Below are 15,505 nucleotides of genomic sequence, written 5' to 3'. Positions count from 1 at the left end.
CATGTCCGACCCTCGCTATCAGATAGACGTCAGCGTCGTCACCCGCTTCCTGGCGGACCAATCGCAACCCGAACATAACCGCTTCGCCTTTGCCTACACCATCACGGTGAAGAACAACGGGCTGGTGCCGGCCAAGCTGCTGTCGCGCCACTGGGTCATCACCGATGGCGACGGCCAGGTCGAGGAAGTGCGCGGGGCAGGTGTTGTCGGCCAGCAACCGTTGATCGACAGCGGCGCCAGTCACACTTATAGCAGCGGCACGGTGATGACCTCCAAGGTCGGCACCATGCAAGGCTCGTATCAAATGAAGGCCACTGACGGCCAACTGTTCGATGCAATCATCAAGCCCTTCCGCCTGGCCGTGCCAGGAGCCCTGCACTGATGGCGACGTATGCTGTCGGCGACCTGCAAGGCTGCCTGGCCCCTCTCAAGCGCCTGCTGGATCGCGTAGCCTTCGACCCCGCAAATGATCGCTTGTGGTTGGTGGGCGACCTGGTCAACCGCGGCCCCCAGTCCCTGGAAACCCTGCGCTACCTCTATAGCCTGCGTGATTCTTTGGTATGCGTGCTGGGCAACCATGACCTGCACTTGCTTGCCGCCGGCAACAACATCGAGCGCCTCAAAAAAGGTGACACCCTGCGGGAAATCCTCGAAGCCCCGGACCGCGCTCAACTGCTCGACTGGCTGCGCCGGCAAAAACTCATGCACTACGACGAGGACCGCAACATGGCCTTGGTGCATGCCGGTATCCCGCCGCAGTGGACGCTGAAAAAAGCCCTCAAGTGCGCCGCCGAAGTTGAAAGTGCATTGGCCGATGACAACCTGTACACCGCTTACCTCGACGGCATGTATGGCAACGACCCGGTGAAGTGGGACAACGAGCTCACCGGCGTCGCCCGCCTGCGAGTGATCACCAACTATTTCACACGCATGCGCTTCTGCACGGCCGAAGGCAAACTGGACCTCAAGAGCAAGGAAGGTGCCGACAGCGCCCTCCCCGGCTATAAGCCCTGGTTCGCCTACAAGGAACGCAAGACCCGTGACACGAAGATCATCTTTGGTCATTGGGCCGCGCTGGAAGGCAAGTGCGATGAGCCCGGCGTGTTCGCCCTCGACACCGGTTGCGTGTGGGGCGGCGCCATGACCCTGATGAACATCGACACGGGCGAGCGCCACGACTGCCAGTGCGAATCCCCCCTTTCCATTACCCAGCCGGCCGCCACCAAGCCATAGGAGCCCGCCATGACCGAATTCAAACGTATCCCCCCCGAACAAGCCCAGGCCCTGCGCGAGCAAGGTGCTGTAGTCGTCGACATCCGCGACCAGCCTACTTACGCCGCCGCCCACATCAGCGGCGCGCAGCATCTGGACAACGTCAACATCGCCGACTTCATACGCGCCGCCGACCTCGATGCGCCGTTGATCGTCGCCTGCTACCACGGCAATTCCAGCCAGAGCGCAGCCGCGTACTTGATCAGCCAGGGTTTCTCTGACGTCTATAGCCTGGACGGCGGGTTTGAGCTGTGGCGTACGACCTATCCTGCGGAAATTTCTTCAGGCGATTCGCAATAATTTTTTTCACACCCCGCTACCCCGCGTGACGCTTGGGCTTGCGCCGTTTCTGACGAACGGCGCAGCCAAACTAATTGCGCATCGCGCCTTGACCTCCCGGATTCCGAACTATCCTTAAGCGCAGGCCATCCGAATCAGGGGAGAGCCGGTACACCGGCGTACGGGTCATCGGTAACGTTTCAGGGTGTTCTGGGGGGAAAACAGCCATTGGCGTGCGCCAATGACTGCCAGCATCGACTGATTGATCCGGCGTCGGCTCCACGTATCGAGCGAGGTGACGACGTCATGAGTATCTTTAGCCACTTCCAACAACGCTTCGCGTCCACACAGCAGGAAGAACTCACGCTTCAGGAGTATCTCGAGCTGTGCAAGCAGGACCGCAGCACCTACGCCTCTGCCGCCGAACGCCTGCTACTGGCGATTGGCGAGCCAGAACTGGTGGAAACCGCCAATAATTCGCGCCTGTCGCGGATATTTTCCAACAAGGTGATTCGCCGCTATCCGGCCTTTGAAGACTTCCATGGGATGGAAGAATGCATCGACCAGATCGTTTCCTACTTCCGCCATGCCGCCCAAGGCCTGGAAGAGAAGAAGCAGATCCTCTATCTGCTGGGCCCGGTCGGCGGCGGCAAGTCGTCCCTGGCGGAAAAACTCAAGCAATTGATCGAAAAGGTGCCCTTCTATGCGATCAAGGGCTCGCCCGTCTTCGAGTCCCCCTTGGGCCTGTTCAACGCCACGGAAGATGGCGCGATCCTCGAGGAAGACTTCGGTATCCCGCGGCGCTACCTCAACACCATCATGTCGCCCTGGGCCACCAAGCGCCTGGCCGAGTTCGGCGGTGATATCAGCCAGTTCCGCGTGGTGAAACTCTACCCGTCGATCCTCAACCAGATCGGCGTGGCCAAGACCGAACCGGGCGATGAAAACAACCAGGACATTTCTGCGCTGGTGGGCAAAGTCGATATCCGCAAGCTGGAAGAATTCCCGCAGAACGACGCCGATGCCTACAGCTATTCGGGCGCACTGTGCCGGGCCAACCAGGGCCTGATGGAATTCGTGGAGATGTTCAAGGCCCCGATCAAGGTGCTGCACCCACTGCTCACCGCTACCCAGGAAGGTAACTACAACAGTACCGAAGGCCTTGGGGCGATTCCGTTTACCGGGATCCTGCTGGCTCACTCCAACGAATCGGAATGGCATACCTTCCGCAACAACAAGAACAACGAAGCCTTCATCGACCGGATCTATATCGTCAAGGTGCCGTACTGCCTGCGGGTCAGCGACGAAATCAAGATCTACGACAAACTGCTGTTCAACAGCTCCCTGGCCAAGGCCCATTGCGCGCCGGACACTCTGAAGATGCTTGCCCAGTTCACCGTGCTGTCGCGCCTCAAGGAGCCGGAGAACTCGAACATCTACTCAAAAATGCGGGTGTATGACGGCGAGAACCTCAAGGACACCGATCCCAAGGCCAAGTCGATCCAGGAATACCGTGACACGGCGGGTGTAGACGAAGGCATGAACGGTCTGTCGACGCGCTTTGCGTTCAAGATCCTGTCCAAGGTTTTCAACTTCGACCCCCACGAGATTGCCGCCAACCCGGTGCACCTGCTCTACGTGCTGGAACAGCAGATTGAACAAGAGCAGTTCCAGGCCGAAACCCGTGAGCGCTACCTGCGCTTCCTCAAGGAATACCTGGCGCCGCGCTACATCGAGTTCATCGGCAAGGAAATCCAGACCGCCTATCTGGAGTCCTACAGCGAATACGGCCAGAACATCTTCGACCGCTACGTGCTGTACGCAGATTTCTGGATCCAGGATCAGGAATACCGCGACCCGGAAACCGGCGAAATCCTCAATCGCGTGGCCCTCAACGAAGAGCTGGAAAAAATCGAGAAACCCGCCGGCATCAGCAATCCGAAGGATTTCCGCAACGAAATCGTCAACTTCGTACTGCGCGCCCGTGCCAACAACAACGGCAAGAACCCCACTTGGCTCAGCTACGAGAAGCTGCGGGTGGTCATCGAGAAGAAAATGTTTTCCAACACCGAGGACCTGCTGCCCGTCATCAGCTTCAACGCCAAGGCCAGCAAGGAGGATCAGCAAAAACACAACGACTTCGTCACACGCATGGTCGAGCGAGGCTACACCGACAAACAGGTACGACTGCTCTCCGAGTGGTACCTGCGGGTTCGCAAATCGCAGTAAGGCAGCGGCAAGCGCGCACTGCCAGGCATCCGGCCTGGCAGTTGACCGCTTGTCTCTAAGCTTCCAGCCCGCGGCTTGAAGCTTGTAACGTGAAGCTGCCCGGAGGGCTCCCCATGAGCTATGTGATCGACCGACGCCTCAATGGCAAGAACAAGAGCACGGTAAACCGCCAGCGTTTCCTGCGGCGGTACCGTGACCACATCAAAAAGGCGGTAGAAGAGGCCGTCAGCCGCCGCTCCATCACCGATATGGAGCATGGCGAACAAATCAGCATTCCCGGACGGGACATCGACGAACCGGTGCTTCACCATGGCCGCGGCGGCAAACAGACCGTGGTGCACCCCGGCAACAAGGAATTCACCACCGGCGAACATATCCAGCGCCCACAAGGCGGTGGCGGCGGCAAAGGCCCGGGCAAAGCCGGCAACTCTGGCGAAGGCATGGATGAATTCGTATTCCAGATCACTCAGGAAGAATTCCTCGAATTCATGTTCGAAGACCTCGAACTGCCCAACCTGGTCAAACGCAACCTGACCGGCACCGATACCTTCAAGACCGTACGTGCAGGGATCAGCAACGAGGGCAACCCGTCGCGCATCAACATCATCCGCACCCTGCGTTCAGCCCACGCACGGCGTATCGCCCTGTCCGGCAGCAGCCGCGCCAAACTCAAGCAGGCCAAGGAAGAGTTGGCACGCTTGAAGCGCGAAGAACCGGACAACTTCGGCGATATCCAGGGAATCGAGGCGGAAATCGAAAAACTCAGCGCGCGCATCCACCGCGTGCCGTTCCTCGATACCTTTGACTTGAAATACAACCTGCTGGTCAAGCAACCCAACCCCAGCTCCAAGGCTGTGATGTTCTGCCTGATGGACGTTTCCGGCTCCATGACCCAGGCCACCAAGGACATCGCCAAGCGCTTCTTTATCCTGCTGTACCTGTTCCTGAAACGGAACTACGACAAGATTGACGTAGTGTTCATCCGCCATCACACCAGCGCGCGAGAGGTGGACGAAGAGGAGTTTTTCTACTCGCGGGAAACCGGCGGGACCATTGTTTCCAGCGCACTGAAGCTGATGCAGGAGATCATGGCCGAGCGCTACCCCGCCAACGATTGGAACATCTACGCCGCCCAAGCTTCCGACGGCGATAACTGGAACGACGACTCCCCAATCTGCCGGGACATTTTAATCAACCAGATCATGCCGTTCGTGCAGTACTACACTTACGTCGAAATCACCCCCCGTGAGCACCAGGCCCTGTGGTTCGAATACGAGCGCATCGGCGAAGCCTTTGCCGACACGTTCGCTCAGCAGCAACTGGTCTCGGCCGGCGATATCTACCCGGTCTTCCGTGAACTCTTCCAGCGCAGGTTAGTGACATGACCGCCAAAAAAGAGAACAAGCGCCAACCCATTTCCACTGGCTCCGAGTGGACCTTCGAACTGATCCAGGCCTATGACCGGGAAATCAGCCGTATCGCGGCGGGTTATGCCCTGGACACCTACCCCAACCAGATAGAAGTCATCACCGCTGAACAGATGATGGATGCCTATGCCTCGGTGGGCATGCCCCTGGGCTATCACCATTGGTCCTACGGGAAACACTTCCTCAGTACCGAGAAGTCCTACACACGCGGCCAGATGGGCCTGGCCTACGAGATCGTGATCAACTCCGACCCGTGCATCGCGTACCTGATGGAAGAAAACACCATCTGCATGCAGGCGCTGGTAGTGGCCCATGCCTGCTATGGGCATAACAGTTTCTTCAAGGGCAACTACCTGTTTCGCACCTGGACCGATGCCAGTTCGATCATTGATTACCTGGTGTTCGCCAAGCAATACATCATGCAGTGCGAGGAGCGCCACGGTATTGATGCGGTGGAAGACCTGTTGGACTCTTGCCATGCGCTGATGAATTACGGCGTTGACCGCTATAAACGCCCCTATCCGATTTCCGCAGAAGAGGAGCGCCTGCGCCAGAAGGAACGCGAGGAGCACCTGCAGAAACAGATCAACGACCTGTGGCGCACCATCCCCAAGCGCGCCGACAAGAACAGCGACAAAGACAATGCACGCTTCCCCGCCGAACCTCAGGAAAACATCCTGTACTTCCTGGAAAAACACGCACCGCTGCTGGAGCCCTGGCAGCGTGAAATCGTGCGGATCGTACGCAAGATCGCGCAATATTTTTATCCACAGCGCCAAACCCAAGTAATGAACGAAGGCTGGGCAACCTTCTGGCATTACACCCTGATGAACGACCTGTACGACGAGGGCCTGGTCACTGACGGCTTCATGATGGAATTCCTCACGTCCCATACCAGCGTGGTCTTCCAGCCAGGCTTCGAAAGCCCGTATTACAACGGCATCAACCCCTATGCACTGGGTTTTGCCATGTACCGCGATATCCGCCGCATGTGCGAGCACCCCACCGAGGAAGACCGCCGCTGGTTCCCGGAAATCGCCGGCAGCGACTGGCTCTCGACCATCAAGTTCGCCATGAGCAGCTTCAAGGATGAGAGTTTCATCCTGCAGTACCTGTCGCCCCAGGTGATCCGCGACCTCAAGCTGTTCAGTATCCTGGACGACGACCTCAAGGACGACCTGGTCGTACCTGCCATCCACGACGAACCCGGCTACCGCATCATTCGCGAAACCCTGGCCGCGCAATACAACCTCGGTAACCGCGAACCTAACGTGCAGATCTACAGCATTGATGTGCGTGGCGACCGTTCGCTGACCTTGCGTCACCAGCAGCACGACCGCAAACCCTTGGGCGAATCCACTGAGGAAGTGCTCAAGCATCTGCATCGGCTCTGGGGCTTTGATATTCATCTGGAAACCCTGCAGGGCGACCAAGTGATGAAAACCCATCATGTGCCACCGCGCAGCGATCATAACGACAACGACTACGGCCGCCTGGACATGGCCGTCGTTCATCTCTGAGACAGCAAAGCCTCCATTGGCCAGGCTCAGGCGTTATCCTGTGCCGCTAATGGAGGCTTTTTCATGAAAATCTACAAAGTCGGCGGCGCCGTGCGTGATCGCCTTCTGGGCATCGAGGTCACCGATATAGACCGCGTCGTCGTTGGCGCGACGGCTGAAGAGATGCTCGCCAAGGGTTATAAACCGGTGGGCGCCGACTTTCCGGTATTTCTCGATCCGAAAAACGGTGACGAATACGCCCTCGCTCGCACCGAACGCAAGAATGGCCGGGGTTACGGTGGCTTTATATTCCATGCGAGCCCCGACGTTACGCTGGAAGAAGACCTGATCCGGCGTGACCTGACCATCAATGCCATGGCGGAGGACGACGAGGGTAACCTGACCGATCCTTATCAGGGCCAACGCGACCTTGAAGCGCGTATTTTACGGCATGTTTCTCCCGCATTCGCCGAAGATCCCCTCCGTGTACTGCGCGTTGCGCGTTTCGCCGCGCGCTATGCGCCTCTTGGCTTCACAGTCGCCCCTGAGACTCTGGAGTTAATGCGCCAACTCAGTGAGTCCGGCGAGTTGGAGGCCCTTACCCCCGAGCGTAGCTGGAAGGAAATCTCACGGGCGCTGATGGAAGATCAACCCCAGGTATTTATCCAAGTACTGCGTGACTGCGACGCGCTGAAAACCTTGATGCCGGAGGTGGATGCGCTGTTCGGCGTGCCGCAGCCCGCAGCTCACCACCCGGAAATTGACACCGGCGTGCACACCTTGAGCGTGCTGGAACAAGCTGCCCTGCACAAGCAACCGCTGAGCGTGCGCTGGGCCTGCCTGCTGCACGACCTGGGCAAGGGCCTGACACCTGTGGATAAGTTGCCGCAGCACATTGCCCACGAACATCGCGGCTTGAAGCTGATCAAAGCGGTGAACGAGCGTTTCAAGGTGCCGAGGGATTGCCAGGAGTTGGCCTTGCTGGTGGGGCAATATCATACTCACGGGCATCGAGCGCTTGAACTCAAGGCCTCGACATTGCTGGAGTTGCTGCAAAGCTTCGACGTGTACCGTCGGCCGCAACGCTTTGAGGAGTTCGTGGTGGCCTGCGAAATGGACGCTCGTGGCCGCAAGGGTTTTGAACAGCGCAGTTATCCACAGGCCGATTATTTGCGCGGAGCGGCAAAGGCTGCACGCGAAGTGCCGGTCGCGCCGCTGCTAGAAAAGGGTTTCAAAGGTCCCGAACTGGGCGATGCGCTCAAGCGCGAACGGTTAAGCGCATTGAAAGCCTACAAGGAAAACCCCTCTCCTTAGGCGATGGCCGTTGTGGCGAGGGAGCTTGCTCCCGCGGGACCGGGCTGGCGCTCCAGTGCGAAGCGCTCCCAAGATAATGGGGCTGCTGCGCAGCCCAGCGGGAGCAAGCTCCCTCGCCACAACAAGCTCGGCTCCTACAAAACAGCTCGTGGCATGAGTGGCTGACCCTGCCATTCGAACGCAACCGGTGCCAATACCTGATCAATCTGCGCGTCTCGCCATAATTCGGCCATTGTCTTGCCAGCCTCAGGGTGCATACGGTCCGGCGCCATCATCGACAGCGGCCACAACACAAAGGCGTTTTTCAGGATTTCGGCTCGCGGCAAGATCAAGCCATCGAAATTGCCCACCAGATCGCCATACAACAACACATCGATATCCAGCGGCAGGCCTTTGCGGTCTGGCGCGTAGCGGCCATTGTCAGCCTCGATGGATTTCAAACGACGATCCAACTCCATCAACGGCAGATCGGTATAAGCCGACACCACCAGATTGAAAAACGGCCCACTTTTGATCCCCACCGGCTGGCTTTCGAACACCGCCGAACAGCGCATATCCGTCAAGAAACCCGCCAACGCATCCAAGCCGGCACATAGACGAGCCTCGCGGTCGATATTGCTGCCAAGCCCGAGGTAAACCTGAGTCAATGACATCCGCGCTCGATCTCCACGCCCACGCCCTTGGCAGCCGGCACCGCGCCGGGCTTGGTCAACTTGAGGTGCAGCCAGGGAATCTGGAATTCACTCATCAGCACTTCGGCCAGACGCTCGGCAAAGGTTTCCACCAGTTGGTACTGGGACTGCTCGGCAAAGGCCTGGATACGCGCAGACACCCTGGCGTAATCCAGTGCCAGGGTCAGGTCGTCACCGGCCGCAGCTGGGCGATTATCCCAGGCGAAGCTCAGGTCCAGGCGCAGGCATTGCCGGATTCCGCGCTCCCAGTCGTAAGCCCCGATCACGGTGTCGACTTCCAGGCCTTCGATAAACACTCTGTCCAAGCACTTTTCTCCGCAGCACGACAAGGGCGCGATGCCCCGTTAGAATCAGGGCGTCCTCGCCCGGAATAGTTAGCATGTTTTGGTCACTGGCGATTTTCGCCTACCTGCTCGGCTCGCTGTCCTTCGCCATTTTGCTCAGCCGCTTGACGGGAAACCCCGATCCGCGAATGAGTGGCTCAGGCAATGCCGGCGCCACCAATATGTTGCGCTTGGCCGGCAAGAAACTCGCCGTCCTGACCTTGCTGGGCGACGTTTGCAAGGGCCTGCTGCCCGTGCTGATCGCCAGCCTCGTCGGCCTTAGCTTGCAGCAGCAAGCCTGGGTGGGCCTATGTGCCGTCCTGGGCCACCTGTTCCCGTTGTACTTCCGTTTTCGCGGCGGCAAGGGCGTAGCCACGGCGGCCGGCATGCTGCTGGGTATTTACCCCCCTGCGGCGTTACTGGCCATGCTCGCCTGGCTGCTGACGTTCTACCTGACCCGTACCAGCTCGCTGGCCGCGCTGATTGCTACGCCGCTGACCCTGCCGTTGCTGGCCTGGCAGGAACCGCAAGCGCTGTTACCGATGAGCGTGCTGACACTGCTGATCGTCTGGCGCCACCGCGGCAATCTACGCGACCTGTTTGCCGGGCGCGAACGGCATTTTTAAATATCCCGCCTGGACTCGGCGCCCTTGAACCTTACAACGGCGGCAATTGCTCCATCGGCCAGCGCGCCTGCACGCTGATCGCCAGGCTTTCGTGCTGCCCGGCCTGCAAGCGCTGGCAACCGGCATAGGCGATCATTGCGCCGTTGTCAGTGCAGAACTCAGGGCGTGCGTAGAACACATTGCCATTCATGTCGCCGAGCATTTTTTCCAGGGAACTGCGCAACGCCTTGTTGGCGCTGACGCCGCCTGCGATCACCAGCCGCTTCATGCCCGCCTGTTTCAGGGCGCGCTTGCACTTGATGGTCAAAGTCTCCACCACAGCCTGCTGGAACGCCAGCGCGATGTCGCAACGGGCTTGCTGGCCGTCGTCCCCGGCGCTGACGCTCTGCTGCCAGGTGTTCAAGGCAGAGGTTTTCAAGCCGCTGAAACTGAACATCAAGCCAGGGCGATCACACATCGGCCGCGGGAAGGTGTAGCGACCGGCAACGCCGTTCTCGGCAAGGCGGGCGATTTCCGGACCACCCGGATAATTAAGTCCCATCATCTTCGCGGTTTTGTCGAACGCTTCACCGGCGGCATCGTCCAGCGACTCGCCCAACAGTGTGTATTGGCCGATCCCGTCCACCTGAACCAGCTGCGTATGCCCCCCCGAAACCAACAAAGCGACGAACGGAAACTCCGGCGGTGTTTTTTCCAGCATGGGCGCCAATAAATGGCCTTCCATATGGTGCACACCAAGGGCAGGAATGCCCCAGGCAAACGCCAACGCCTGGGCGCAAGAGGCCCCAACCAGCAGGGCTCCGACCAATCCGGGGCCGGCGGTGTAAGCGATGGCATCGATCTCGGTTGCCACACAGCCGGCTTCATCCAGCACCTGGCGGATCAGCGGCAGCATGCGCTTGACGTGATCGCGGCTGGCAAGCTCCGGCACCACGCCGCCATAGGCGCGATGCAGGTCGATCTGACTGAACAGTGCATCGGCCAAAAGCCCGCGTTCACTGTCGTATAGTGCGACTCCGGTTTCGTCGCAGGAGGTTTCAAGTCCCAGTACTAGCATGGGTTTGCGCCTTGTAGAGGCTGAATTCGAAGGCGCGCATAATAGTCGCCACTCCCCCTCCCGACTAGCGGTTTTCGATCAGAGGCTTTGCATTCCGGGCAATGAGGGGTTAACATCCGCAACCCTTAAAAACCGACGACCTCAGCCGCGAATTTTTTGCGACGAGAACGTTGATTCCCGGTAATGAAAGAAGGTAGCTCTGGATGCCAGCCGTCAAAGTAAAAGAGAACGAACCCTTCGACGTAGCTCTGCGTCGTTTCAAGCGCTCCTGCGAAAAAGCCGGTGTTCTGGCTGAAGTTCGTAGCCGCGAATTTTATGAGAAGCCAACTTCTGAGCGTAAGCGCAAAGCAGCAGCCGCTGTTAAGCGTCACGCTAAGAAAGTTCAGCGCGAACAGCGCCGCGCCGTTCGTCTGTACTAATACACAGACGTTCGTAGCAAGCTTCTGCCAAGCCCGGCCCTCAGCCGGGCTGTTGGCATTTGCGGATATCGCTTGATGCTTCACCGTCGACGCCGCACATGCGACCGAGACACTGCTTCACACGTCAGGGCTGGCTCTTTTGCCAGCGGTGCACGTCTCTTCTGACGAGCCTAACAAGGCTACTGACGAGCACACCTATTCTTCAAACAGACGATCAACCGTGTCGGCTGTGCCCATCGATGCGTTTCCGAGGCTGCCATTGGCCAAGACCGGACGCCCGGGCAACATTTCCATGCCGAAGACTGATCAGAAACTACCCTCAGTGAATATTCGGCAGATACACTTCCTGATGACCCATGCAGACGATGATGATCGAGCCCCCTATACGTGCGCTTGAACACCTCACGGGCCCTCATTTACACGCAGTGATGACGAGAACGCCATGGCCGGGCTGATTCCCCAGAGCTTTATTGACGACCTTCTGAACCGCACCGACATCGTCGATGTTGTCAGCTCACGCGTACAACTGAAAAAAGCCGGCAAAAACTACACCGCCTGCTGCCCGTTCCATAAAGAAAAAACCCCATCCTTCAGCGTCAGCCCCGACAAGCAGTTCTATTACTGCTTCGGTTGCGGGGCGGGCGGGAATGCCCTGGGCTTCCTGATGGACCACGACAACCTGGACTTCCCCCAGGCTGTCGAGGACCTGGCGAAAGCCGCCGGCATGGAAGTGCCCCGCGAAGAAAGTGGCCGCCCGCACAAACCCCGGCAACCCACCGATTCGCCGCTGTACCCGCTGCTGACCGCTGCCGCCGATTTTTACCGCCAGGCACTCAAGAGCCATCCGCAGCGCAAGGCCGCTGTCGATTACCTTAAAGGGCGCGGCCTCACCGGCGAAATCGCTCGGGACTTCGGTCTCGGCTTCGCTCCGCCGGGCTGGGACAATCTGTATAAACACCTGAGCAGCGACACCCTCCAGCAAAAGGCCATGATTGATGCCGGCCTGCTGGTGGAAAACGCCGAGACCGGCAAGCGCTATGACCGCTTCCGCGACCGGGTGATGTTCCCGATCCGCGACAGCCGTGGCCGCATCATCGCCTTCGGCGGCCGTGTACTCGGGGACGACAAGCCCAAGTACCTGAACTCTCCGGAGACCCCGGTGTTCCACAAGGGCCAGGAACTCTACGGCCTGTTCGAGGCGCGCAAGAACAACCGCAACCTCGACGAAATCATCGTGGTTGAGGGTTATATGGACGTGATCGCCCTGGCCCAACAAGGCCTGCGCAACGCGGTCGCGACCCTCGGCACCGCCACCAGCGAAGAACATCTGAAGCGCCTGTTCCGTGTCGTGCCCAGCGTGCTGTTTTGCTTCGACGGCGACCAGGCTGGCCGCAACGCCGCCTGGCGCGCGCTCGAAGCCACGCTGTCGAGCCTGCAGGATGGGCGTCGCGCACGCTTCCTGTTCCTGCCCGAAGGCGAAGACCCGGACACGCTCGTGCGCTCGGAAGGTACCGATGCGTTCCGTGCACGCATCAATCAACATGCACAGCCGCTGGCGGATTATTTTTTCCAGCAACTGACCGAAGAAGCCGACCCGCGCTCCCTGGAGGGCAAGGCCCATATGGCCACCCTTGCGGCGCCGCTGATCGACAAAGTCCCGGGCGCCAATTTGCGCACACTGATGCGCCAGCGCCTGCTGGAGATCACCGGCTTGAGCGGTGAAGCCGTCAGCCAGCTGGTGCACAGCGCTCCGCAAGAGGCGCCGCCAGCCTACGACCCCGGAATGGATTACGACGCCATGCCGGACTACGCTGACTTTCACCAACCTCAGGAGGCCTTCGCCCCCCAGCAGGAATGGACGCCGAAGAAGCCCGGCGCAGGCGGCAAGAAGTGGGATAAAAAGCCGTGGAGCAAAAACGGTAAACGCGGTGATCGCGATGAAGCCTACGCTCCACGCACACCCGTAGCGGTGGAAGCCCCCACATTGATTGCACTGCGCACACTGATTCACCACCCGCAATTGGCCGGTAAGGTTGAAAGCGCCGACCATTTTGCCAACGAGAGCAACACCTACGCCCAGGTGCTTATTGCACTGATCGAAGCCGTGCAGAAAAACCCTAAGCTAAACTCAATCCAGTTGATGGCTCGCTGGCATGGCACGGAACAGGGCCGTTTATTACGGGCACTGGCGGAAAAGGAGTGGCTAATTGACGGCGACAACCTTGAACAACAGTTTTTAGACACCATTAATAGGTTATCCGCGGGTCAACACACTCAGACCCTCGACGAACTTATCAAGAGAGCAAGGCAGCCGGGATTATCGGCTGAAGAGCAAATTCAGATAGCAAAACAGATGCGCGACCTCTTAAAACAGAATGTTTACGCATCAAACCCGACCTCAGCTGGCGTGTGAGGTCATAGCTCGGGTATAATCCTCGGCTTGTTTTTTGCCCGCCAAGACCTTCAGTGGATAGGGTGTTATGTCCGGAAAAGCGCAACAGCAGTCTCGTATCAAAGAGTTGATACTTCTTGGTCGTGAGCAGGGTTACCTGACTTACGCGGAGGTCAACGACCACCTGCCTGAGGATATTTCAGATCCTGAGCAGGTGGAAGACATCATCCGCATGATTAACGACATGGGGATCAACGTATTCGAAGTCGCGCCAGATAAGGATTCCCTTATGCTGGCCGACGCTGATACCGACGAGGCCGCCGCTGAGGAAGCTGCTGCCGCGCTGGCTGCAGTAGAGACCGATATCGGCCGCACGACAGACCCCGTGCGCATGTATATGCGCGAAATGGGTACCGTCGAGCTGCTGACACGCGAAGGCGAGATCGAAATCGCCAAGCGTATCGAAGAGGGTATCCGTGAAGTGATGGGCGCCATTGCGCACTTCCCTGGCACGGTTGACCACATTCTCTCCGAGTACACTCGCGTCACCACCGAAGGTGGCCGCCTGTCTGACGTCCTGAGCGGTTATATCGACCCGGACGACGGCATTGCGCCGCCTGCCGCCGAAGTACCGCCGCCTGTTGATGCGAAAGCCGCAAAAGCGGACGACGACTCCGACGACGACGAAGCTGAAAGCAGCGACGACGAAGAAGAAGCCGAAAGCGGTCCAGACCCGGTCATCGCGGCCCAGCGCTTCGGTGCGGTTTCCGATCAAATGGAAATCACCCGCAAGGCCCTGAAGAAGCACGGTCGCGGCAACAAGCAGGCGATTGCCGAGCTGGTGGCCCTGGCTGAGCTGTTCATGCCGATCAAGCTGGTGCCCAAGCAATTCGAAGGCCTGGTTGAGCGTGTTCGCAGCGCCCTTGAGCGTCTGCGTGCCCAAGAGCGTGCGATCATGCAGCTCTGTGTGCGTGATGCGCGCATGCCGCGTACCGATTTCCTGCGCCAGTTCCCGGGCAACGAAGTTGACGAAAGCTGGAGCGACGCACTGGCCAAGGGCAAGGCGAAATACGCCGAAGCCATCGGTCGCCTGCAGCCCGATATCATCCGTTGCCAGCAGAAGCTGACCGCGCTTGAGACCGAAACCGGCCTGACGATTGCAGAAATCAAAGACATCAACCGTCGCATGTCGATCGGTGAGGCCAAGGCCCGCCGCGCGAAAAAAGAGATGGTTGAAGCGAACTTGCGTCTGGTGATCTCCATCGCCAAGAAGTACACCAACCGTGGCCTGCAGTTCCTTGATCTGATCCAGGAAGGCAACATCGGCTTGATGAAGGCGGTGGACAAGTTCGAATACCGTCGCGGCTACAAGTTCTCGACTTATGCCACCTGGTGGATCCGTCAGGCGATCACTCGCTCGATCGCCGACCAGGCCCGCACCATCCGTATTCCGGTGCACATGATCGAGACCATCAACAAGCTCAACCGCATTTCCCGGCAGATGTTGCAGGAAATGGGTCGCGAACCGACTCCGGAAGAGCTGGGCGAACGCATGGAAATGCCTGAGGATAAAATCCGCAAGGTATTGAAGATCGCTAAAGAGCCGATCTCCATGGAAACGCCGATTGGTGATGACGAAGACTCCCATCTGGGCGACTTCATCGAAGACTCGACCATGCAGTCGCCAATCGATGTCGCCACTGTTGAGAGCTTGAAAGAAGCGACTCGCGACGTACTGTCCGGCCTCACTGCCCGTGAAGCCAAGGTACTGCGCATGCGTTTCGGCATCGACATGAATACCGACCACACCCTTGAGGAAGTCGGTAAGCAGTTTGACGTGACCCGTGAGCGGATCCGTCAGATCGAAGCCAAGGCGCTGCGCAAGTTGCGCCACCCGACGCGAAGCGAGCATCTGCGCTCCTTCCTCGACGAGTGATACCAGAACCCCCGGCCCAGGCCGGGGGTTTTGCTTTCTA

General features: G+C 58.9%; 14 protein-coding genes. 11 read left to right on the top strand and 3 right to left on the bottom strand.

Features of this window, described 5'->3' with window-relative positions:
• Window position 1 precedes the first annotated feature (1 nt).
• The 7 genes from apaG (at window position 2) to FXO12_RS21785 (ending at window position 8,020) form a co-directional block, all read left to right on the top strand.
• On the top strand, window positions 2–382 hold the full coding sequence (apaG, locus tag FXO12_RS21815) for a Co2+/Mg2+ efflux protein ApaG (protein ID WP_003194726.1): 381 nt from the start codon (window positions 2–4) through the stop codon (window positions 380–382).
• A complete protein-coding gene (locus FXO12_RS21810) occupies window positions 382–1,233 on the top strand; it encodes a symmetrical bis(5'-nucleosyl)-tetraphosphatase (protein ID WP_054896796.1) in 852 nt (283 codons plus the stop codon). The genes apaG and FXO12_RS21810 overlap by 1 nt, the downstream gene beginning before the upstream one ends.
• Window positions 1,234–1,242: 9 nt before the next feature.
• On the top strand, window positions 1,243–1,572 hold the full coding sequence (gene glpE, locus FXO12_RS21805; RefSeq protein WP_034128825.1) for a thiosulfate sulfurtransferase GlpE: 330 nt from the start codon (window positions 1,243–1,245) through the stop codon (window positions 1,570–1,572).
• 285 nt (window positions 1,573–1,857) lie between these two features.
• A complete protein-coding gene (locus FXO12_RS21800) occupies window positions 1,858–3,780 on the top strand; it encodes a PrkA family serine protein kinase (RefSeq protein WP_003194732.1) in 1,923 nt (640 codons plus the stop codon).
• Window positions 3,781–3,893: 113 nt separating this feature from the next.
• Entirely contained in the window at window positions 3,894–5,165 is a 1,272-nt protein-coding gene (locus FXO12_RS21795) for a YeaH/YhbH family protein (RefSeq protein WP_057978462.1), read from the top strand.
• Window positions 5,162–6,727, top strand: coding sequence for a SpoVR family protein (locus tag FXO12_RS21790; protein WP_057978460.1), 1,566 nt, complete (start codon window positions 5,162–5,164; stop codon window positions 6,725–6,727). The genes FXO12_RS21795 and FXO12_RS21790 overlap by 4 nt, the downstream gene beginning before the upstream one ends.
• Before the next feature lie 63 nt (window positions 6,728–6,790).
• Window positions 6,791–8,020 (top strand): multifunctional CCA addition/repair protein, encoded by a 1,230-nt coding sequence (locus tag FXO12_RS21785; protein ID WP_057978458.1) that lies wholly within the window; start codon window positions 6,791–6,793, stop codon window positions 8,018–8,020.
• Between the two features lie 134 nt (window positions 8,021–8,154).
• Here the strand turns inward: FXO12_RS21785 and folK are convergent, their stop codons facing one another.
• Both folK and folB read right to left on the bottom strand, forming a co-directional pair.
• Entirely contained in the window at window positions 8,155–8,673 is a 519-nt protein-coding gene (gene folK / locus FXO12_RS21780) for a 2-amino-4-hydroxy-6-hydroxymethyldihydropteridine diphosphokinase (protein WP_057978456.1), read from the bottom strand.
• Complete coding sequence (gene folB, locus FXO12_RS21775) at window positions 8,664–9,017, bottom strand: dihydroneopterin aldolase (RefSeq protein ID WP_054896792.1); 354 nt, start codon at window positions 9,015–9,017, stop codon at window positions 8,664–8,666. The genes folK and folB overlap by 10 nt, the downstream gene beginning before the upstream one ends.
• A 74-nt stretch (window positions 9,018–9,091) precedes the next feature.
• On the opposite strand from folB, the gene plsY reads away from it, so the two are divergent.
• On the top strand, window positions 9,092–9,661 hold the full coding sequence (plsY, locus tag FXO12_RS21770; protein ID WP_057978453.1) for a glycerol-3-phosphate 1-O-acyltransferase PlsY: 570 nt from the start codon (window positions 9,092–9,094) through the stop codon (window positions 9,659–9,661).
• A gap of 31 nt (window positions 9,662–9,692) precedes the next feature.
• Here plsY and tsaD read toward each other — a convergent pair whose 3' ends face one another.
• Window positions 9,693–10,718 carry a tRNA (adenosine(37)-N6)-threonylcarbamoyltransferase complex transferase subunit TsaD gene (gene tsaD / locus FXO12_RS21765; protein WP_003194748.1) on the bottom strand — a complete coding sequence of 342 codons (1,026 nt, stop codon included), beginning with the start codon at window positions 10,716–10,718 and terminating at the stop codon, window positions 9,693–9,695.
• 203 nt (window positions 10,719–10,921) lie between these two features.
• Between tsaD and rpsU the strand changes: the two genes are divergently transcribed.
• The 3 genes from rpsU to rpoD all read left to right on the top strand — a co-directional run bounded on the left by rpsU (window position 10,922) and on the right by rpoD (window position 15,465).
• Entirely contained in the window at window positions 10,922–11,137 is a 216-nt protein-coding gene (gene rpsU, locus FXO12_RS21760) for a 30S ribosomal protein S21 (RefSeq protein ID WP_002551877.1), read from the top strand.
• 442 nt (window positions 11,138–11,579) lie between these two features.
• The gene (gene dnaG / locus FXO12_RS21755; protein ID WP_014720188.1) at window positions 11,580–13,550 is read left to right on the top strand and encodes a DNA primase; all 1,971 of its coding nucleotides are present in this window, start codon (window positions 11,580–11,582) and stop codon (window positions 13,548–13,550) included.
• A 67-nt stretch (window positions 13,551–13,617) separates the two neighbouring features.
• Complete coding sequence (rpoD, locus tag FXO12_RS21750) at window positions 13,618–15,465, top strand: RNA polymerase sigma factor RpoD (protein WP_034128833.1); 1,848 nt, start codon at window positions 13,618–13,620, stop codon at window positions 15,463–15,465.
• Window positions 15,466–15,505: the final 40 nt, after the last annotated feature.

This window comes from Pseudomonas sp. J380 (assembly GCF_009827115.1).
Taxonomy (GTDB): Bacteria; Pseudomonadota; Gammaproteobacteria; order Pseudomonadales; family Pseudomonadaceae; genus Aquipseudomonas; species Aquipseudomonas paracarnis.
This window is presented reverse-complemented; position numbering and strand designations above follow the sequence as displayed.